At 40.8% G+C, this 18,719-nt stretch carries 21 protein-coding genes and 2 pseudogenes; 18 read left to right on the top strand and 5 right to left on the bottom strand.

Going from position 1 to position 18,719, the window contains the following annotated elements:
- From JUE95_RS11465 to JUE95_RS11455, 3 genes are all read left to right on the top strand, one after another.
- A partial coding sequence (locus tag JUE95_RS11465; RefSeq protein ID WP_203651732.1) for an AP2 domain-containing protein occupies positions 1-317 on the top strand: 317 nt, incomplete at its 5' end.
- Positions 318-461: 144 nt separating this feature from the next.
- Positions 462-629, top strand: a complete 168-nt coding sequence (locus JUE95_RS11460) for a hypothetical protein (protein WP_203651730.1) — start codon at positions 462-464, stop codon at positions 627-629.
- A 1-nt stretch (position 630) separates the two neighbouring features.
- Positions 631-1,203 (top strand): GNAT family N-acetyltransferase, encoded by a 573-nt coding sequence (locus JUE95_RS11455; protein ID WP_203651728.1) that lies wholly within the window; start codon positions 631-633, stop codon positions 1,201-1,203.
- Between the two features lie 133 nt (positions 1,204-1,336).
- On the opposite strand, the gene JUE95_RS11450 is transcribed toward JUE95_RS11455, so the two are convergent.
- Together JUE95_RS11450 and JUE95_RS11445 are read right to left on the bottom strand one after the other, a co-directional pair.
- Positions 1,337-1,660: a putative type II toxin-antitoxin system PemK/MazF family toxin gene (locus tag JUE95_RS11450; protein ID WP_203651726.1), complete on the bottom strand. Its 324-nt coding sequence runs from the start codon at positions 1,658-1,660 to the stop codon at positions 1,337-1,339.
- Positions 1,650-1,934, bottom strand: a complete 285-nt coding sequence (locus tag JUE95_RS11445; RefSeq protein ID WP_203651724.1) for a hypothetical protein — start codon at positions 1,932-1,934, stop codon at positions 1,650-1,652. The genes JUE95_RS11450 and JUE95_RS11445 overlap by 11 nt, the downstream gene beginning before the upstream one ends.
- A 165-nt stretch (positions 1,935-2,099) precedes the next feature.
- Between JUE95_RS11445 and JUE95_RS11440 the strand changes: the two are divergent.
- From JUE95_RS11440 to JUE95_RS11430, 3 genes and pseudogenes are all read left to right on the top strand, one after another.
- Positions 2,100-2,387 (top strand): annotated as a pseudogene (locus JUE95_RS11440) (HigA family addiction module antitoxin); the annotation flags it as partial.
- 115 nt (positions 2,388-2,502) lie between these two features.
- Complete coding sequence (locus JUE95_RS11435; RefSeq protein ID WP_203651716.1) at positions 2,503-2,937, top strand: type II TA system antitoxin MqsA family protein; 435 nt, start codon at positions 2,503-2,505, stop codon at positions 2,935-2,937.
- A gap of 314 nt (positions 2,938-3,251) precedes the next feature.
- Positions 3,252-3,794, top strand: coding sequence for a hypothetical protein (locus JUE95_RS11430; RefSeq protein WP_203651708.1), 543 nt, complete (start codon positions 3,252-3,254; stop codon positions 3,792-3,794).
- A 192-nt stretch (positions 3,795-3,986) separates the two neighbouring features.
- Here JUE95_RS11430 and JUE95_RS11425 read toward each other — a convergent pair whose 3' ends face one another.
- Positions 3,987-4,898 carry a hypothetical protein gene (locus tag JUE95_RS11425; RefSeq protein WP_203651700.1) on the bottom strand — a complete coding sequence of 304 codons (912 nt, stop codon included), beginning with the start codon at positions 4,896-4,898 and terminating at the stop codon, positions 3,987-3,989.
- A gap of 482 nt (positions 4,899-5,380) precedes the next feature.
- Here JUE95_RS11425 and JUE95_RS11420 point away from each other — a divergent pair, with 482 nt between their 5' ends.
- From JUE95_RS11420 to JUE95_RS11370, 11 genes are all read left to right on the top strand, one after another.
- Positions 5,381-5,779: a hypothetical protein gene (locus tag JUE95_RS11420; RefSeq protein ID WP_203651698.1), complete on the top strand. Its 399-nt coding sequence runs from the start codon at positions 5,381-5,383 to the stop codon at positions 5,777-5,779.
- 160 nt (positions 5,780-5,939) lie between these two features.
- Positions 5,940-6,788 carry an alpha/beta hydrolase gene (locus JUE95_RS11415; protein ID WP_203651696.1) on the top strand — a complete coding sequence of 283 codons (849 nt, stop codon included), beginning with the start codon at positions 5,940-5,942 and terminating at the stop codon, positions 6,786-6,788.
- A gap of 632 nt (positions 6,789-7,420) precedes the next feature.
- Complete coding sequence (locus JUE95_RS11410; protein ID WP_203651694.1) at positions 7,421-7,900, top strand: GNAT family N-acetyltransferase; 480 nt, start codon at positions 7,421-7,423, stop codon at positions 7,898-7,900.
- A gap of 188 nt (positions 7,901-8,088) precedes the next feature.
- Positions 8,089-8,547, top strand: coding sequence for a hypothetical protein (locus tag JUE95_RS11405; protein WP_203651692.1), 459 nt, complete (start codon positions 8,089-8,091; stop codon positions 8,545-8,547).
- A 42-nt stretch (positions 8,548-8,589) separates the two neighbouring features.
- Positions 8,590-9,096: a hypothetical protein gene (locus JUE95_RS11400; protein WP_203651690.1), complete on the top strand. Its 507-nt coding sequence runs from the start codon at positions 8,590-8,592 to the stop codon at positions 9,094-9,096.
- Between the two features lie 262 nt (positions 9,097-9,358).
- On the top strand, positions 9,359-10,444 hold the full coding sequence (locus JUE95_RS11395) for a serine hydrolase (protein ID WP_203651688.1): 1,086 nt from the start codon (positions 9,359-9,361) through the stop codon (positions 10,442-10,444).
- A gap of 29 nt (positions 10,445-10,473) precedes the next feature.
- Positions 10,474-11,700 carry a PDZ domain-containing protein gene (locus tag JUE95_RS11390; RefSeq protein ID WP_203651686.1) on the top strand — a complete coding sequence of 409 codons (1,227 nt, stop codon included), beginning with the start codon at positions 10,474-10,476 and terminating at the stop codon, positions 11,698-11,700.
- A gap of 12 nt (positions 11,701-11,712) precedes the next feature.
- Positions 11,713-12,729, top strand: a complete 1,017-nt coding sequence (locus tag JUE95_RS11385) for a zinc ribbon domain-containing protein (RefSeq protein WP_203651684.1) — start codon at positions 11,713-11,715, stop codon at positions 12,727-12,729.
- 15 nt (positions 12,730-12,744) lie between these two features.
- Positions 12,745-13,641, top strand: a complete 897-nt coding sequence (locus JUE95_RS11380; protein ID WP_203651683.1) for a zinc ribbon domain-containing protein — start codon at positions 12,745-12,747, stop codon at positions 13,639-13,641.
- 216 nt (positions 13,642-13,857) lie between these two features.
- Positions 13,858-14,622, top strand: a complete 765-nt coding sequence (locus JUE95_RS11375; RefSeq protein WP_203651681.1) for an amidohydrolase family protein — start codon at positions 13,858-13,860, stop codon at positions 14,620-14,622.
- Between the two features lie 88 nt (positions 14,623-14,710).
- A complete protein-coding gene (locus JUE95_RS11370; protein WP_203651679.1) occupies positions 14,711-15,250 on the top strand; it encodes a DUF1697 domain-containing protein in 540 nt (179 codons plus the stop codon).
- 40 nt (positions 15,251-15,290) lie between these two features.
- Here the strand turns inward: JUE95_RS11370 and JUE95_RS11365 are convergent, their stop codons facing one another.
- Entirely contained in the window at positions 15,291-16,748 is a 1,458-nt protein-coding gene (locus tag JUE95_RS11365; RefSeq protein WP_203651677.1) for a peptide MFS transporter, read from the bottom strand.
- Between the two features lie 169 nt (positions 16,749-16,917).
- Here JUE95_RS11365 and JUE95_RS12945 point away from each other — a divergent pair.
- Positions 16,918-18,010 (top strand): annotated as a pseudogene (locus JUE95_RS12945) (glycerol dehydrogenase).
- 66 nt (positions 18,011-18,076) lie between these two features.
- Here JUE95_RS12945 and JUE95_RS11355 read toward each other — a convergent pair.
- Positions 18,077-18,508: a hypothetical protein gene (locus JUE95_RS11355; RefSeq protein ID WP_203651675.1), complete on the bottom strand. Its 432-nt coding sequence runs from the start codon at positions 18,506-18,508 to the stop codon at positions 18,077-18,079.
- Positions 18,509-18,719: the final 211 nt, after the last annotated feature.

The raw sequence follows: 18,719 nt of genomic DNA, 5'->3' as shown, positions 1-18,719 counted from the left end.
AGTCCTGCGGCTGCTTGCGGCGGGAAGTCTCCAGTAAGGCGGCCCGGTGCAACAAGGCATTTGTCGCCAGTCAGGGCAACCCGCTGCACAACGAGGACGGCATCAGCTATTCCAGCCTGTATAAGGGCAAGCGCAACCGGACGGGGGTTATCGGCGTGTCATTTGATACCACCTCCCAGCGGTTTGTCGCCCGGCTGATGTTCCACGGCAAGTACGTGCTGAACCACGTGACGCCAGACTTTGCCGAAGCGGTGAGGTTGCGGAAAGAGGCCGAGGAGAAGTACTTTAAGCATGCGGTGAAGGAAAAGCAGAGTTAACGCGGATCTTTGAATTGAATATTAAACGTTAAGTGCCTCAGCGGGGATTGCTGGGGCACTTTCTGGTATGTTGTTGGAGCTGGCTTTGAGTTGGTATATGTGTTCAAATTATGATAATCTATTGATGGAAAGGTGGGGGCTAGTATGGCAACTATTAATCACTTAAATAAAAAAACGTTCTCGCTGTCGCCACAAGAAATGTTGAATTTAAATAGACGTGTTAACGGTAAATTAACAAATGCACGAAAAGCAAAACTAGACAAAGCACATCAAGAAATTAAGAAAATTCCAGAATTGAGGTTCTGGGGATAGTATGTATGAAACTGGTATTTATTCAATCTCGCGACAGTTAGTAGAAGCCGTGGGGTTGGATAATTTTAATTGTATTCCTAATAGTTGCAGTGATGAACATGAGTTAGCTGAATATCAGGATATTAACAACTTTCTAAAAGAAGAAGCGCTAAAATATGATGAGGGAAACTTGTCACGAACGTTTCTCTATATAGAACATGATCGGGTGGTAGGGTTCTTTACAACTGCAGCTAGTCTGACGACTATTAAGCGAGCTTATCGTAAAGCAAAACAGATATTGTCTGGTAGCGTGTCTGATTATTCAACGATTGATATTGTGTATTTTGCAATTGATCGACGATATCAAGGCAGTGGATATGGTAAAACTTTGATGAAATATGTTTTAAATAGCTTATATAAAAATGTTATTCCGTTTACTGGTGATTCGTTGGTTACAGTACAGGCTTTACAGTCAGCAAGTGATTTTTATCAGGGACAGTTTCAGTTTGAACCCCATGCTTCAAAAAACCACAAGGGAAAGCAGGACTTAGCCCTGACAATATCGGAAATTAAGCGACTACTGTATGAATCATAACTTTAATTCTTAGTTGTACTTAGAATAAGTCATCCGTTGGGGATGGTTTTTTTATTTTGATGTTGATAATAAACGTGAGTACAAAAAATAGCACCAACATCCAAAAAGAATGTTAGTGCCACATATAATGCCGTCAGATTTGATTAAGGAATCGTTGAAAGCGTAATATGTCTTTATCTGTTAAATGACCAATTTTCTTGTGCATCCTAGCAGTTGGCAACCACATCGTCCCGCTATAAGTATCGACATAGGATGGTTTATTAAGTCCAGCAGCTTCCCAGTCTTCAATCGGGAAATAGCGGTCTTTGATTGCTTCTGGTTTGTTTTCATATTTAGAAGTTATCTTGTATACAAGGTACTTATCCGAATTCGTTGCTACAACCAGTAGGGGTCTAGTCTTCCCACCGCTTTGCTGTGTGAAATACACATATTGAGAAACCACATCATTAGTCTGCATTTAACCACTCTTCCATTTCAGATTCGTTTTCTGGAGTCTTTGGATCATGGCTCAAAGCATAATGACGTATATCTGCTTCTGCTTGTCGTACTTGTTCAGATTGCAGTGCGGTCAACTGTTGGTATACATCTTTTGTCATTAAAACATATCCTTTATTTGCACCATTCTCTTTAGTCCTGGAAGTTGTAATCTCGATTGGCTTCTTTGTCTTGTCTAAATTTTCAAAAATAGTATGTTGATACTTGCGAAAATTTGTTGGCGTGTAGGTTTCCATATAATGTCACTCCTTTGCCTTTATCTTGCCTTTATTATGACTTAATTAATACTATATTTCAATCATTCTGAATGTAAAATCAAGCTATTATTTACTAGTTGTCTTGCCGTGAATTTATCGATATGATGAATTTAGGTACTTTCTTATCGGAGATGGCGGACGCGTATGCAAATTACTGAAATTGAATATAAAGATCTAATTGCTTTTCATCCTGGCTCTTACGTTGAAGAAATAATTGAGGCATTGGATATTTCACAAGCGGAGTTTGTCGAGAGACTTGGAGTATCTACAATGACCATTCGCAAGATTATAAAGGGCGAAGCTAACGTTAGTGCAGAAACAGCTAAGAGACTTGCTAAATTAACTGGAATTTCAATACAAACCTGGTTAAATTTACAGGCTAATTATGATGCAAAAGTTGCAGAGATAGAAAATGCTAAAGATGATGGGGGATAAGCTTAGAGACCGATAAATTGTGTTTCACAACTTGGAATTAATGCAGGATTGTTGTTGATTTTGAAACCCATGGAATCAGCCAATGAAGTGACAACTACAGGAGGCGGTAGTGATGAAAACAGAAGTAAGATCTATAGATGAAGTTTATACTATTCGCGGACAACAAATAGACGTTGTCACTAACGCCCGTTTTAATGTTGATGATGGTGAGCAAGTATTTGATGAAAAGCTGGATAATAATGCTATTTTGATTGCGCTAGATCAGTATAGAAAATTTAATGGCATTATTACTCCTATACGTATAAAAAACATCCGTCATTCATTTGGTCTGGATCAAAGGGATTTTGCTACCTTGCTTGGATGGAGTGTCACCACTGTGGCGAGCTATGAAACAGGTTCGCTTCCAACAGACACTGATAATAAAATGCTGCTGGCTCTAGAAAGTGATCCAGATATGGCACAACATCTATACGAATCATCCAACGAGTCGATGAATGAGCGAGGTAAGGCAGCCCTTGAGAAAAATACTGGTATTAGGAAAAGGTGACATTACTAACGGAGATTGACAATATTAAGTTTAATAACGGAGTTACTGTTCGAAGTACAAGTTCGGCGACTGACTGCATTATTTAATGCTCTTGGTCGCTTTTTTTGATTTACGGGAAGAAATCTCCAATTGTTCTTTTTGAAAGTGGTGATTTAATAGGATATACCCTTGATGATTAAAAAATTGTGCTTCGATAAATATATTAGGAAAATCAATATAAAGTAAATTTAAATATCAAAATTATGTTGCTTATGCGAGAGCTTTCCGGGATAATCCATAATTAAGCTTAAATAATTTTGTTGGGAGTATTTTTAATGTTAAAGGTGATTTTAGAGAAGAGAAAGGCTTGGACTATTTCCGGAATTATAGTTACTTTACTAATTATTAGTTTGTTTTCGGTAAAGACGGCAGTTCAAAATAGAGTCTTAGTTCCAAGAGGGAAAACGGATGCGTGGGAAGTTGTGTCTTGGGTGAAAAAGTACGCTGATGAGGACGATTCACAGTTCGCTGATTCCATGAAAGAAGTAATGGGTAGTGAAGTTTATTCACACAGTGTAGGTAATATTTATGACTATAGCCGAGTTCAAATATTACAAGATTATAAAACTGGAAGGTATGTTTTTAAGGGTCCAGACCATAACTACATATATGCTTTACGTCTATGGCAGCGAGATAAAGATGATTATGATGATCAGTATATAGATGTTGCAGCTGCTATAAAGAAAGATCAGAGTGGAAATATAAAAGTCTATACAAATAGCGATGCCGGAATTGAGAAAGAGCTGAAAAATCGCTCAGATAAAAATGCCGATTATCGTTATTCTGCTAAGGATATTTATGGAAATATGAATGATTAAACTAATGGATTAATTTATTGAGATGTATTAGAGGATTTTTACAGCCAGTATTTTTTGACAATGTGTATTTTAAATTCTATTGAATATTTGGTCAGAAAAAATGCCCCATAATAGTTAGATTTCTTGTCTAACCATTATGGGGCATTTCATATTGAAGCGGGAATATTAAATCTTTATTGAGTTATCAGTTTATTATCCTAATGCGTCCAATTGATCTTGTAGCGTGTGGATCTGATCCCAGTATGACGAGCCTTGTTTGTACAGATCTTGATAAGTCTTTTCAAAATCTGGGGTATTATTGATTGTTTGCTGTGCTTCTTTGGTTTCTGCATCTTGTTTTTGTGCGCTTTCAATCCAATTTTTTTCAGTGTTAACGGCTTCTGTTGCTCGTAGGATGTCCATGGGCGATGCCGTTGTTGGGTCTAAGTTTGCTTTGGCTGCTTCGACTTTCGCAAGTTGTTGAGTATGATAAGCATAGTAATCTGGTGTATAAAGGTCTTGTAGAGCGTTTTCACGTGTGGTTTGCATAGAATCTAATTTGTCATCTATGGGGGTTACTTTTTCTTCTAGATCGTTAATTTGGGATTGAAGTGCATCTACCTTTGACTGATCTGTACTGCTAGAAATGGTACTACCACTTGAGCTAGATGATTGAGCTGCTGAGCTAGTTGTATTGGTTGTAGATGGTGAAGTAGTGTTTGTTGTGCTAGTTGTAGTAGCTGTGGTTACGCTGGATGAGTTAGTAGAGCTTGTGGTAGGCGTATTCTGGGGTGAAGATGATTTAGCGCTAGCGATCTTCACGTACGTCTTAAAAGTCTTGTATCCCTTCTTAGAGATAGTTAAGCGGTACTTCCAGCCGGCATGTAATTTATGCTTTAATTTAAAGCTAAACTTACCTTGTTTGCTGGCTTTCCCAGAGGCATAAGTTGTTTGATATCGACTTAACTTAATAGTTGCTGATTTTGTCGCTGTCCCCTTTACATATGTGCTTTTGCTAGTTAATTTAGCAGGCTTAACACTTGTTTCTTTAACGCTGGCTTGAGCAATACCACCAATTAGTAAAAAACTAGTAGCGGTAGCGATGGTGACAACTGATTTATTCATAAAATCTCCCTAATGAAATCTTTAGTAATAATAGAATAACCTGATTGCCATTAATTAGCTAGTACATTTTACAAATAAGATTTACAGAACTGATTAAATGAAGTTTTTCTCAAAATCATGTGTATTTTAACAAAAAGGATTTAGAATTTTACAAAAAGTAAATAACGAGAGATTAAAGAAAGTATTTCCGGAATTAGTAAAGGATGACCGTCATTAGCTGGTATTTCCAATAACTTTTATGAAGGCTTAGCAAAATAAAAGGACGATGCAAGAAAAGATATTGTTTAGATTGAATTATCTGCATTTATCTGCATCAGTGAGGTGTACTCAATCAAATGCAATTAGTTACTAAATACTTCCGAAACGTGACAATTAGCACCAAATAATCCCCATCCAGTGTATGTTGGACAATCATAAACAATCATTTTGGAGTAAAATGTGAGTTAAGTAGCAACGCAAATAATTGTAGAGGGGTATAAATCATGATAATGACTACTAAAAAGATTTCTGATTTTTTAGCTGCAAATAACGCGGATCCTAGTAAATTCAACCAATTTATGGTGCAAAATAACTTTGGTAAGGGTTTCGTCATTGATGAAAAACCAATAGATGATTTTTACACGTGTTTACAAATTGCACGCCAGCAATTTGAGGAAGAAGTAACATCTGCTAAACTAATAACCGTTTATAATAATTCGAAGATGGAATTTATTCTTTTTAGTTGGCGTAAGAAAAAGGCACCGGAAGCACCTAACTATACTAAAGATGGCGATACTGGTGTGATTATAAACAGCGGTGTCGAAGTTTACGTCGACTTATTTTCCGACAGACAGCTAAATAAGAAATTAGGGCAATTGATAAGCGACTACATCGTTAAATGATTTTGACGATTTTAAGAGCTAATTGTACAGAAAAGCCGTTATAGATGCCTCATAGTTTTCATTACTATGGGGTATTTTTTGTGGGGTTTAACCATCGTTTATAATTGTAGAAACGGGTACTAAACTAAAATTAAATTTTGAATTGAGGTGGCTACTCAAAATGAAGAAAAAGATAGCAGTTTCTCCCAAGCGTCCAGCTGTTTGGCAGGATACAAATGTAATTTATGAACGGGTGTCTGGTCAGTCAGGTCAAACAAAGATTGATTTACATTTATCGATTCTCCGTCCTTTTGAAAACCAGCTTCAGCCATTGCCAGTAATCTTTTGGTTTTGCGGTGGTGGGTGGATAACTGTTGATTATAACGGCCGATTGCCGAATTTGGTTGATTTTGTACGCGCTGGTTACGTAGTCGTTAGCGTGGAATATCGAAACAGCAAACAAGCTCATTGGCCGGCACAACTAGAGGATGCCAAGGCAGCTATTCGATACGTTAAAGCTCACGCAGGACAGTATGGAATTGATCCCCAACGTGCAGCTGTTATGGGTGAATCTGCAGGCGGCCATTTGGCTAGCATGGTGGCATTAACTAATGGTATTCAAGAATATGAAAGAGGTCATTACTTAAATCAAAATAGTGATGTAAAAGTCGCAATCCCTTGGTGCGGAATTGTCAGCCCACTTACCGCTAAGCAGCGTTCAAATACGGATGCACTTGATTATATCTATCGAGATCTACTGAATGGAGAACCCGAAGATAATCCGGATTTAGTAGCTCAAGCTAATCCGCACACCTTCATCAAGGGCCAAGATGTGTCGTTCTTGTTGTTACATGGCACTGCTGATGATATTGCACCATTGCAAGACGACGAAGAATTCTATGAGGACTTAATTGCACATCATATGACTGCCGACTTGTATGAACTGGAAAATGCACAGCATTTGGATACTGCGTTTTTGCAACCTGAAGTCATTAACATCATTACTGAGTTTTTACGAGTACACTTATAGTGTTTAGGGACCAAAAAACGGGTTACCTCGATTAAAAAGGTAACCCGTTATCTATTAATGAGCCGCTGCACCAATAATTGCCGCAAAGCATATCCATAGCACTGTACCGGCAATAACCAAGGTAACAATCAAATTAAAACAACCGCCAATACAACCAGCGATGTCTATCATATCTTCGAAAAATCTTAGCAAGACTTTTTACCTTTCGTGAACGATTATATAGACTGTATCTTAACTTAAGACAGCAAAAAAGACGTACCATAACAGTACGTCTTATTCATAGCCTGTTTAGCTTTTTTCTACTTCCTATGGCTCTCTCTCTTGGGACTGCTCTTCGTCCCCAGAAAACAGTATAACACTTTTCTGCGGGGAAATTCGGCATAGCCTAAAATTATTTGACAAATCAAAATAATTCTTTGGATTTACCGGTAATAATGCGTTTTCAGAGCTAATTATGAGTTATTAGTTGTTGAGTTACTGGTTAATTTCTGCCCTGGTATATCTCATAATTTTGAAACAAAGCATGGTAAAAGGACTAGAATAGGTTAAAATAATTTAATCAGTTGAGAAGAGAACTGACTATGCGAGTTATGAGTCCAATCAAAAGATTCCGCAAGTGGAGGTAACATGACATGAAAATTCGACCTATCGAGAAAAGGGATAATCAACCGCTTAAGGCGATTATCCAAGCTGCTATCCGTGAGTATGGCAATAACATCCCTGGTTCACCGTACTATGACGCGGTCTTAGATCACTTAGCAGAGCATTACGCTCAGTTGGATCGAGCTAAATATTGGGTGGCAGAAGTCGATGGTGAATTGGTCGGCGGTGCTGGATTAGGACCATTTACCTATCCCAATACGGCCGAATTCCAGAAATTATACTTATCACCTGCTGCGCGCGGTCACCATATTGGTCATCAATTAGAAATTCTGGCTGAGAAAACAGCTAAGGAGTACGGTTACGAAAAATTCTACATCGAAACCTTTTTGAACTATAAAGCAGCGCGCGGCCTTTATCAGCACGTTGGGTTCAAGCAGCTTGATGAACCGCTGGGAGATCAGCCGTCGCATGAGGCATGTAATGCTTGGTATGTTAAGAATTTAAAGTGAGCAGATAGAGAAATTCAATGCAAGGCGACTGTCCGATGATAGTTCTGAGGATAGCCGCCTTCTTTGGTTGTAAAAAGTTTGTAAATCTCTTATGAGGTCATCAAAATTTTCAAATGTTGTGCTATTATAAAAACATTGATTATAGCAATATAATCGATACCTAAAAACCATCTTTGGGAGGAATCGGTATGAAGATTAATCGAAATGTTCAGACTGTGTTGATCATCTTAGCTCTAACAGTCACTGGCATTTTTGGTACGAGCCAACAAGCTAGCGCTAAGACTAAGTGGTCAAGATACATACCAACTACACTACGTGGTAATTGGAAATCGAAGAAGGGGGATTTACCAGATTCAAGCCTGCAAGGTCAAAAGGGATATATGTGGGTTTCCCTAAAAAAGGACTACTTCTCGGATATTAATAACAGTGCGGGCGGTAATTTCTTTGCCCAAAAGAAGATGTATTACCATCACAAGAGCGGAAGCAACTTCTACTATGTTAAGGGGACAGCCTTTAAGGGGCTGAGTCGTTACACTGAATTTCACAAAGTTGGCAGCAAACTTCAAGCACGTCTGTACGGGGAAAATGACAGTGGTAAATATACCAAGTATAGTAATCCCTGGAGTTTGTGGATGTACAAGAAATAACCAGTTATTGCATAACATTAATTAAATTGGAAGGTGTTTAGTATGAAAATCAAACAGCGTTTTAAAATTATTTTAGTTGCCTTTGCTTTAACGATCGCCGGAGCTTTTGCCAGCTCGCAGAATGCCAGTGCCAAAACTAAGTGGACCAAGGGAACACCAACAGCACTGAGAGGTGATTGGCGAGCTAAAACAATGTCGGTTGGGGTCTCTCCATTCAGTGGCAAAGAATCCTTTCAGCAATATGTTTGGGTTGGTAAATCAAATTTTGCATGGATGGTTTTGCCAGTTGATAATCCTAATTCATTAATTAAAACAGCGTATCATCATGCCAAGGGTTCAAAAAATTACTATGTAAAGGGTACAAACGACGAAGTAAACATTTACGATAAGTTCCAAGTAAGTGGTAAAAAATTACGCTTTTGCACGTATCTTACTTTAAATAAAAAGGGTCACAAGACCAAGACTCAAAGCTTCTGCAGCAAGAGTTACTCGCACTGGCTCTATAAAGGACAAGCTGAAAAATCAGGCGAATCACTCGAGAATAATTAATTAAAGTTGATAAGAATAGGGTTGCAAAACTAAGCCTGACATTAGCCGCTTAAACTTGCAACTCTATTTTTTTGGCCATTATTAGGTGGTCCATGGGCTGGTATATTAGTCAATTTGGACTAATATCAATATAACTGATCATTAACTTTGGACTCCATTTCATCAGTAAAAGATTAACACTATTATATGATAATTAACTATTTATTAAGAATCACAGATATGCTAGCATTAAAGCATAAGTTTTAAGGATGGATGGCGGCTCATGAAATCAAAATTTTACATACTCGGTACGCTAGCTATTGCGGGGATGCTGACCGGTTGCGGCGTGAATAATCACGCCAAAACGGTCGCGCGTTCCAGCAGTAGCACGGAAACCAGTCAGAAAGCGTCAAATCAGCAACCGCAAAGGGTGATTAATCCCCAGCGCGTTCACGTTCCACACCTCAGAGCTTCGACTAACGGTACGGCAACTGAGTGGGTCGGTTCGAACAGTTCGGCTGGGCTGGTCAATGTGATCAACCAATCGATGAGGGGCATACAGCCAGGGACACAGGGACCTGCTAAGTGGACGGTTGCAGTGTCTTCTTTAGATGGCAACCAGCAGGCATATATGACCAATTGGTCGCCAGGGCATGCGCAGTCGTCAGCTTCGACGATTAAGCTGTTTATCTTAATTCGGTACTATCAGGAATTAAAGAAGGGGACGATTCACCCTAACGATACGTACACTTTACAGCAAGCAGATAAGGTCTCAGGTTCGGGCATTCTGCTACATAAGAAAGTGGGCACGCAGTATACGGTAAAAGAACTAGTCAGGCTGATGATTGAAAAGAGCGATAATATTGCCACTAACGTTTTGATCAGTAAGTTAGGCGGTTTTAGCGGCGTCAATCAAACGATTTCAACAGTCGTTGGCCCAACTCATTATTCAAGCCTTGAACGGAAGATGATGGATACCTCAAATATTAATAACGGGAAGTCCAACCGAATTAACGCGTGGGAAGCTGTTCAGACGTTGCGAGCAATTTATCGTGGGCATCTAATCGATCCTTCAACTGATCAGGCGATGTTAGCACCAATGCTTAAAACCGAAAACCGGACGAAATTACCGGCGAAGTTACCAAGCGGTGCTATCTGCTGGAATAAGAGCGGGGAGTCAAACTATCGCGGTGTTGAAAATGATATGGCTATTATCAAATATCAAGGTCATGTGTTTATGATCGCTGCCTTGATCGAGCTAGATGGTGATGGTCAGACGCCACACAACGCTACTCAGGAACAGACAGAAAGTCAGGTTGCTGCGATCGCTCGTTTAGGGGCGAACGTTACAAATTGGATGGTTCAATAATAGGTAAGAAAATTTAGGGGGAATACGATATGCCAAATCGTTCAGATGCTAAAAAGTCGTCTAAGAACGGATTGATTAAATGGGGAGTGCCATTGCTCATTGTGATTGTTGTCGTTGCTGGTGGTTTCTTCTTTTATCAGCATCAGCAAACTAAGAAGGCTTTCGCTAGTGATATTGCGCAGGCACGTAAACTGGTTTTATATAACCCACTGGTTAAGTCTGGAGCAGCTAAGAAGCTGCAAGAGGAGTTACCGGGAACAGGGGATAAGACCACGGATGCACAGCTTGAAAAACGGCTGAACCGTAAGCAGTTTGAATCGTTGCTTAAGCAAGCTAAAACTCAGCTGGCTAAAACCAATCAGCTGGAGCTTGATAAACAGAATAAATTGGCTGACAAGACCGAAAAACAGCTGGCTGGTTTGAAGAATAAAGCCAATTTCCCAGCTGAGTCAAAGAACGATGTCGATTCGCTGACACAATTAAGTGAGACTTATTATCAGCAAAAGGATGCTGTTGGATTAAACGTTTCAGTTGTTGGTATGCAGTCATTGGCCGGACAAACAACAACCTTAATTCAAAAGAAGACTGCTAAAGCAAATGAATTAGCAAAAGCGGCCGCGTCCGGAAACTATCCGTCAATTGGCGCATTACGTGGTGATCTCCCATATGGTGCTGGTGTGATTTTGATTGATAAATTAGATGACAGTCCCGCAAGCAAAGCCGGTTTAAACACGGTTGACGATGGCGGTTGGGATGACAGTAATGTGATCGTTGGCATTAATCAATACCCGATTAAATCGTCAGTCATCGGTAATGACAGCATGGATAATGCCATGAAACAGATTGAGTTAGGTTCAACGGCGACCGTCAAGATGAAGGATGGTTCAACGCATCGAATTAAGCTGGATCTATCCCACAATGACGTTAACACCGGTGATATGCAAGACTTTAAGAACCCTGATGGTGATGGCGATACTGACATCGATTTTGGTGTTAAAGGGTACAGTATTCGACAACATAACAACGACAAGGAAATCGGAATGGTGATTACGAGCATTGAAGACGATAGCTCGGCTAGTGATAGCGACCTTAAACCGGGCGATGTCATTTGCCGGATCGATGGTTATACAGTTGGAACTGAGCATAGTATCGACCAAATCACCAGCGATGACTCAGATGGCGACACTGTGACGGTTGATTACGTCACTAAGACTGGCCATCTGAAGAGCACCGATGTGTCGTTGGTTGAATATTAGGGGGAATTAATAATGGAAAATACAAAGTTATTCTGCCCTAACTGTGGCACGGAAAACCCAATGTCCGCGGCTTTTTGTAAGAATTGCGGAGCAGATCTGACTGCAGCTAAAGCGCAAGTTCAGGCGACTATTGAAGCAAAGACGAAAGCTAACCAGCAAGCCATTTACCGGCAGGCCGTTGAAATGGCTGATAAGGGGAACGCCCGTCAGGCTGCCATCTTGTTTGAACAACTTGGTGATTATCAAGATGCTCACGAAAAGGCAGTTGCTAATCGGACACTAGCGGACGCACAAGATCAGCAAAGGCTGGCGGCTCAGCAACAGCAGCAATATAACGCCGCGATGTCAGCTTTTAACCAAGGTGATTTATCGAACGCTGCTAATCTATTTGCGCAGCTTGGCGATTATCAAGATGCCCAGCAAAAACTTGGCTTAGTTCAAAATGCCATGGCGCAGGATCAAAAGCAGGCCCAAGCACAGAATTACGAGCAGGCTTACCGGGCGGTTTTAGCGCGAGCCAATCAAGCTAACCGCTCAGTTGACTTACTGAACGCACTTAATGAACTGGCACAGTTCGGTGATTACAAGGATGCCAGACAGCAAAGTGCAACGTTGCAAGCAAAACTCCCAGCGATGCAGGCGGCGGAGCAAGCTAAAAAGGTCAGTCATGGTAAACGGAACAAGCGGATTGCGATTATCGCTGGTATTGTAGTTGTTTTGTTAGTTATTATCGGTGGTGGCTACGCTTATCATGCCCACACTGTTAATGCGTTGCAGACTCAAGTGACGGCGCAGCGTAACAGCAACACTAAGAGTTTTAATTCATTACCAAACACGACGCAGCAAGATATCCGGGACATGGTTGCCACGTATCATGGCAACGTTCATGACTACACGTACTCGCTGAAACAGAAGACCGCTAACTATAATATTGTGTCATACCAGTTCGTTGGTCCAGATCACAGTAAGGATGTACTGCCAAGTTCTGGAACGAGAACTTATAATCAGACCGCTATTACGCATCAATAAAAGGAGTGAATCAAAATGAAATGTCCAAATTGTCATAACGAGATTCCTGCAAATTCAAAGTTCTGTACTTATTGCGGTTTTAAAATTCCTCAAGTTAATGCCGCTGCTGGTGCTCAGACGGAAAACAGCCAGTCCCAATTTGGTCCAAGCCAGTCCAACCAATTTAATAATGGGCAAGCTAACTTCAACCAAAATATGAATCAGCAGCAGGGCTTTAACCAGTCAAATCAAACTAATCGGAGCGGCGTTAATATCAACATGGATCAAACGTCTGCTTACGCTAAAAATTACTGGTCTTATCTGATTCATGGTATCAAACATCCTTCAGATATTGATGCCAAGTTTAACAAGTATTTTGGCTTAATTTCCCTGTTTGTCGGATCGCTGATCGTGGCGTTAACTTTTACCATGACAGAGGTTCACTTAGCTGGCGGTGCTCTGTCAGAATTAGATGGATATACAGGTGGAAATACCTCAGCAACTGCTAGTTTCGGAACATTTTTTGGGGTGTTATTGATTTGTGTGCTCTTCTTATTTCTAGTGTTTAGCGTTACTCACTTAGTGACCCGTGGCTTTTTGGGTGATAAAACTGCTGGTTACATGGCAGACATGACCCGCTATTTTCACATTTCGAGTCTTGGTCTGTTGGTGGGGGTAGTTGGTTTTGTGCTTTCCATCATGGGTTCTTTTGCAATTCCGTTAGCTGCGTTATGCCTGTTATTTTATTACAGTATGGTCTCAATGGGATATACCGTGCTGGTTTTCAGAGCGCATACTGAAAATCATTTTGACCGCGTATACGCCTATGTAGTTGGCAGCATTATATTAGCGATTGGCATAGCCATCTTAATGGCGCTATTAGCAGGCATTATTGGGGCGAGTGCTTTGACCAGTCTGAATGATTTATTTTAAGCTGAGTTTGTGAAGCTAATTCAGGGATGGGTGTTTGCTAACTTAATATGAAAAAGAGCTTAAAGAAGATCAATTCAATTACGAATTGATCTTCTTTGTTTTGCTTGAAGGAGCGCTTTTCAGAATGCGAATGATTCATATGGTAATATAGTAACGCTAGCATTAAAGGTAGAGCATGTTAATAAGCCTAAGAGTTTGAACTAGGGAGCGAAATTGATGAAGATTTTTGATGCACATTTTCATGTTATAGATGATCGGTTCCATCTGGAGGAGAACAATGGCTTTTTGCCAGATCCATTTACCTATAAAGATTATAATCATCGGGCCTCAGAGATGAAGTTAGATGTTGACGGCGGAGCGATTATTTCGGGATCTTTTCAGGGCTTTGACACGGCTTATTTAAAGATTTTAGATGAAATATCACAGAAATATCCCGATAGAAAATACGTTGCGATTGCTAATGTTAAAACGGATGCTAGTGATGACTTAATTCAGGAATTAGCAAGCAAGGGGGTTGCTGGTGCTCGGTTTAATCTTTTTCGAGGAAATGATGCCAGTGTCAGTGATATCGTATCATTTTCGCAAAGAGCTTTTAAATTAGCTGGCTGGACGACTGAAATTCAGGTTAGCCCAGAGCAATTAGAACTATTAAGTACCGAGTTAACTAAGATTCCTAAGTTATCAATTGACCATGTTGGGTTACGCAAGACGTCGATTCCTTATCTCTATCGTCTGGCAGATAAAGGGGTTAAAATCAAGGCTTCCGGTTTTGGCCGTTTAGATTTTGATCCTTGGCCGGTTTTGAAAAAAATCAATGCTATCAATAATACAGCGTTAATGTTTGGAACTGATATGCCTGGTACCCGGGTAAAGAAGGTTTTCAGTATGGACGATATCAATCGGTTCGGTAACTTATTCAGTGAAGCCGATCAAAGGCGGATACTGCATGATAATGCTTATCAATGGTATATCGGGAATTAATTATTAGGAACTGTTATTAAAATCAATCGGCACCCTTATTTAGGTAAAAATAAAGAAGCAATAATTAGGTTAAAGCTGGAGGAATCAAATGGAGTATGTATTGTTAATGAGGGGCATCAACGTTGGCGGTAATCGGCGAGTGGTCATGGCCAATTTACGCCAGCAACTTACCCAAGCTGGCGCCGTAGACGTTAAGAGCTATATTAATAGCGGCAATCTCTTGTTTGGATACGATGGGGACGCACGGAAAATGGTCGCGTCGGTTTTTGCGAGCCAGTACAATTTTGAAATTACCCATACAGTGATTGCTGCCCCAGATTACTTGGCCGAGGTAAACTCAGCACCAGAGTGGTGGCTGGCAGCAGGCGATGACCGGTATAACGCGTTGTTTAAATTACCAGGATATCAGGAGCAGTTTGATCAGTTGATTGAAACCAAACGGTCAGATCTTGATAGAGTCCTGTGCACAGCTCACGTTATTTTCTGGCGCGCACCGTTTAAAACAAATTATTCCCGTTCATTTTTCGCTAAAATATTAGCTGAACCGTTCTATCCGGTGGTCTCGATTCGGAATCGTAACACTACGTTGAGATTGGCGAGGATGATTGAAGAGCGGTTAAATAAATGATTGATCAAATGGCCTCAGCGATAATTACTGAGCCCATTTTTTACTGAGTAAGTTTATGGGTAAGCTTTCGATTATTAATCAACATGATTATTCCCCACACAATGGGAATAATACCAAGAATCAAGAAATAGGCGACTTCATGGCCCTTAGTGTAAAAGTTCGCTGCAATGGCCGCCATGCCGGAACCCGCTGCCTGAAAAAGGGTGAAAATCGTCATCATTTGTGTGGTGTATGCGCGGGGAGCAATTGCACTGGCCATCGCCCTGCCAACTGGGGATACCAGTGTTTCACCAGCGACCATCAGTATGAAGAACATAATGATCCACAGCGGCGAGACTTTGACATTACCCGGGAATAAACTCAACGGCAGAATCATGAGCAGGGGTGCAGCGCCCCAAAACAAGAGTCCAATCCCAAACTTTAGACTGGAATTAGGTTGATGCTGCCCTAGTTTAGCCCATAATTTGCTGGTGAAGCTGCCAAAGAAAACGGCTAAGACTGCTGGAATGGTTTGGAAACTGGCCGCGGAAAGGTGTATGCCCCAAAGATTTAAGTTGACGTGATCCAGTGTATAAATTGATAAAATACCATTCGCTTGACCACTGATTAGCATGCAGATGCTGACCCCGATCAGAAAAATACCATACGTTTTTAGGTGACCGGCTTCCTGATGGGTCACTTTAGTACTGCGGATGATTTTGACTAGGTAGCCAATTGGTAGGACAAGTCCAAGAAGGCCAACAGCGTTACTAAAATTGTTAGCAGTTAGCCATCCTAACCGAATTAAAATTACTGTCAGAACGGTGATAGTCGCTGTTCCCCATGCTAGTCGTTTCTTTAGCCGCTGTTTTTCTTCGGCCTGCATGGAATCAGGCGGTAACAGTCCTAGCGTACCGAAGTCGTGGTGATTCAGAATAATATAGGGTAAGGTAGTTAAAATCTGGACGATAACCGCGACCAAAAAGCCCATATTGTAGCCAAAGCGTAAAGAGACCGCGCCAGTGATGACGGGACCCGCGGCACCAACATTATTCATGATATAAATGAGGATGAAAGCCGTGTCCCGCATTTTGCCGTTTTGCCTGTAAATCAGGCCTACTAGTGAGTAGAGACTTTGACCAGTGATACCGGAAGCAATGATTTGCAACGCTAAACTAATAAAGAATAATAGCAATCCGCCATGTGGGATAACGAGCAGTGAAATGGCAACAATATTAAGCAAAGTGCCATATAGATACGGCTTGCGCAGGCCCACTAGCCGATCTGCCGCGTAACTGCCGGCGATTCCGGCAAAGTATCCTAGCGAGGAGAAGACCGCCATAATTTGCGCAGCGGTAATCCGATCAAGACCTAATCCGCCAGCTCGTAGCGGCTCGTAAAGATATAAAATCATGATGGCGCTGACTGCGTAGGTTGCAAAGCCATTACCCAGTGCTCCAGCTGCCATCAGTTTAACTGCAGGGGGCTGTTTTGCGTTGATTTCGGTTTGTTTTGCCACGTGCCACGCCTCCAGTAATTAATTTTTGTGAACTAAGTATCGTACCATAAACGGGCATCAAAAAGACAATTATTTGTGTAAAACATTGCAAAACGATTTGGTTGTTCGCTCTTATGACAGTGGTTACAATGCCATTGCAATAAATAATTTTACTCGGAGGTATCATCATATGACAACTGCTTTTGCTAGCCCTTCCACGTTTTTTCAAGGTAAGGGATTGCTAAAAGAAGCCGGAAAGTACATCAAGGCATATGGAGACCATGGAATTTTATTGACCGATGACATTGTTTGGAAACTTATTGGGGAAACATTTTATAGCGATTTGGTAAATGCTGGTTTGAATATTGAACACATTGTATTTAATGGGGAAAGTTCACCTTAAGAGATTGACTGTGTTAAGGAGATCGGAGCTAAGACGGATGCTTCCTTCATTATTTCCTTGGGTGGCGGTAAAACGAACGATACGACCAAGGCAGTTGGTGATCAGCTGAAGATTCCAGTAGTCATCGTACCAACGTTAGCCTCGAATGATTCACCATGTACCCGGTTGAGTGTGATTTATTCTGAAACGAGCGAGTTCATGAAATACATGTTTTACGATAAAAATCCAGATCTGGTTTTAGTGGATTCATCTGTAATTGCGAACGCACCGGTGAAATTTTTAATTGACGGGATGGCAGATGCCCTCTCAACCAACGTTGAAGCTCAGACGGTAGCAAGAGCTAAAGAAGTAACCTTGCTGCCACTAGAAACGCAGCAGACTTCAGCTGGTTTGGCATTGGCCGGAAAATGCGAGGAACTGTTATTCAAAAGTAGATTCAGCTAACGACCACGTGGTAACACCGGCCTTAGAGTACATTGTTGAAGCCAATATTTTGTTAAGCGGAGTTGGCGCAGAAAGTTCCGGATTAGCAGCTGCACACAGTTTCCAAAATGGTTTAACAGCTTTAACAGGCGATGTGCACAAGATGTCTCACGGTCAGAAGGTGGCTTTCGGGTCCTAACTGAGCCTTGTATTAGAAGGTGCAGATGACACGACCCTTGAACGCTACTTGAAGTTTGAATTAAACTTCGGTTTACCAGCTACTTTAGCTGACTTGCATTTGGCAGATACTAGTGATGATGACCTGATGAAGGTGGATGAGTTAACCACCCAGGAAGGTGAAACCATCAACAACATGGGTTTTAAGGTGATACCACAGGATGTGTTCGAAGGCATCAAAGCGGTGGATCTATTTTCGAGGGCATATCAGAAGATTTAGCGGAGAATAGACAGTAAAGAAGCGGTGCATAGTTGCGCCGCTTCTTTACTGCTTAAATAATTAGTGTTAATAAACCGCTAACTTGTTGGATACTTTGTAGAAGGTTTTTCCGAGCATTTTGTATACGTAAACTTTTTTCCCTTTGTTACTAATCTTAATTGTGTAGTAACCGTAACCGCCAGCACGGTAATGCATACGCAGCGTGTATTTCCCTTTACCTAAAGAATGATAGCTTAGGCCGTTTTGGACGCCAGGACCATTGCTATCTTTTTCGATAACACTAGCTCCCGAGTTAGAGATAAAGAAATACATCTGATCTTTGTGACCATGAGTGTAAAAAGTCTTAGTATGATAGCTACCGTGAATATGCTGTGGCGACCCTTTATGCCAAGTTGTCGCATGAGCGGTAGTAGTGTTAGGCTCCTGCACTGTTGTTACACCAAGGAATGCGCCGAGTGAAAGTATTAAAATACCAACAAACTTAATTAGAGATTTCATATCTTAGCCCCCTGTCTTAATTTTGATAAGCCAAGTATAAAACTTTTAAAAAGTCATGTATATAAAGAACTAATACTTTCAGAAGAAAAATAAATTTACAATTAACAAGATAAAGATGAAAAAAAAGAAAAATTCTAACATGACTGCGACTATAAATAAATTTAGAACGGTTGGAATCCTTGCCATGGGTGTTTTCCGTTCGCGTAATCGA

The organism is Secundilactobacillus yichangensis (assembly GCF_016861565.1).
GTDB lineage: Bacteria > Bacillota > Bacilli > Lactobacillales > Lactobacillaceae > Secundilactobacillus > Secundilactobacillus yichangensis.
Note: the sequence above shows the minus strand (reverse complement) of the source record. Positions and strands in the feature narration are given on the sequence as shown.

Coding starts and splice junctions, on each gene's coding strand:
- JUE95_RS11460 (WP_203651730.1), top strand. CDS start 462: ATGGCAACTATTAATCACTTAAATAAAAAAACGTTCTCGCTGTCGCCA.
- JUE95_RS11455 (WP_203651728.1), top strand. CDS start 631: ATGTATGAAACTGGTATTTATTCAATCTCGCGACAGTTAGTAGAAGCC.
- JUE95_RS11450 (WP_203651726.1), bottom strand. CDS start 1,660: ATGCAGACTAATGATGTGGTTTCTCAATATGTGTATTTCACACAGCAA.
- JUE95_RS11445 (WP_203651724.1), bottom strand. CDS start 1,934: ATGGAAACCTACACGCCAACAAATTTTCGCAAGTATCAACATACTATT.
- JUE95_RS11435 (WP_203651716.1), top strand. CDS start 2,503: ATGAAAACAGAAGTAAGATCTATAGATGAAGTTTATACTATTCGCGGA.
- JUE95_RS11430 (WP_203651708.1), top strand. CDS start 3,252: ATGTTAAAGGTGATTTTAGAGAAGAGAAAGGCTTGGACTATTTCCGGA.
- JUE95_RS11425 (WP_203651700.1), bottom strand. CDS start 4,898: ATGAATAAATCAGTTGTCACCATCGCTACCGCTACTAGTTTTTTACTA.
- JUE95_RS11420 (WP_203651698.1), top strand. CDS start 5,381: ATGATAATGACTACTAAAAAGATTTCTGATTTTTTAGCTGCAAATAAC.
- JUE95_RS11415 (WP_203651696.1), top strand. CDS start 5,940: ATGAAGAAAAAGATAGCAGTTTCTCCCAAGCGTCCAGCTGTTTGGCAG.
- JUE95_RS11410 (WP_203651694.1), top strand. CDS start 7,421: ATGAAAATTCGACCTATCGAGAAAAGGGATAATCAACCGCTTAAGGCG.
- JUE95_RS11405 (WP_203651692.1), top strand. CDS start 8,089: ATGAAGATTAATCGAAATGTTCAGACTGTGTTGATCATCTTAGCTCTA.
- JUE95_RS11400 (WP_203651690.1), top strand. CDS start 8,590: ATGAAAATCAAACAGCGTTTTAAAATTATTTTAGTTGCCTTTGCTTTA.
- JUE95_RS11395 (WP_203651688.1), top strand. CDS start 9,359: ATGAAATCAAAATTTTACATACTCGGTACGCTAGCTATTGCGGGGATG.
- JUE95_RS11390 (WP_203651686.1), top strand. CDS start 10,474: ATGCCAAATCGTTCAGATGCTAAAAAGTCGTCTAAGAACGGATTGATT.
- JUE95_RS11385 (WP_203651684.1), top strand. CDS start 11,713: ATGGAAAATACAAAGTTATTCTGCCCTAACTGTGGCACGGAAAACCCA.
- JUE95_RS11380 (WP_203651683.1), top strand. CDS start 12,745: ATGAAATGTCCAAATTGTCATAACGAGATTCCTGCAAATTCAAAGTTC.
- JUE95_RS11375 (WP_203651681.1), top strand. CDS start 13,858: ATGAAGATTTTTGATGCACATTTTCATGTTATAGATGATCGGTTCCAT.
- JUE95_RS11370 (WP_203651679.1), top strand. CDS start 14,711: ATGGAGTATGTATTGTTAATGAGGGGCATCAACGTTGGCGGTAATCGG.
- JUE95_RS11355 (WP_203651675.1), bottom strand. CDS start 18,508: ATGAAATCTCTAATTAAGTTTGTTGGTATTTTAATACTTTCACTCGGC.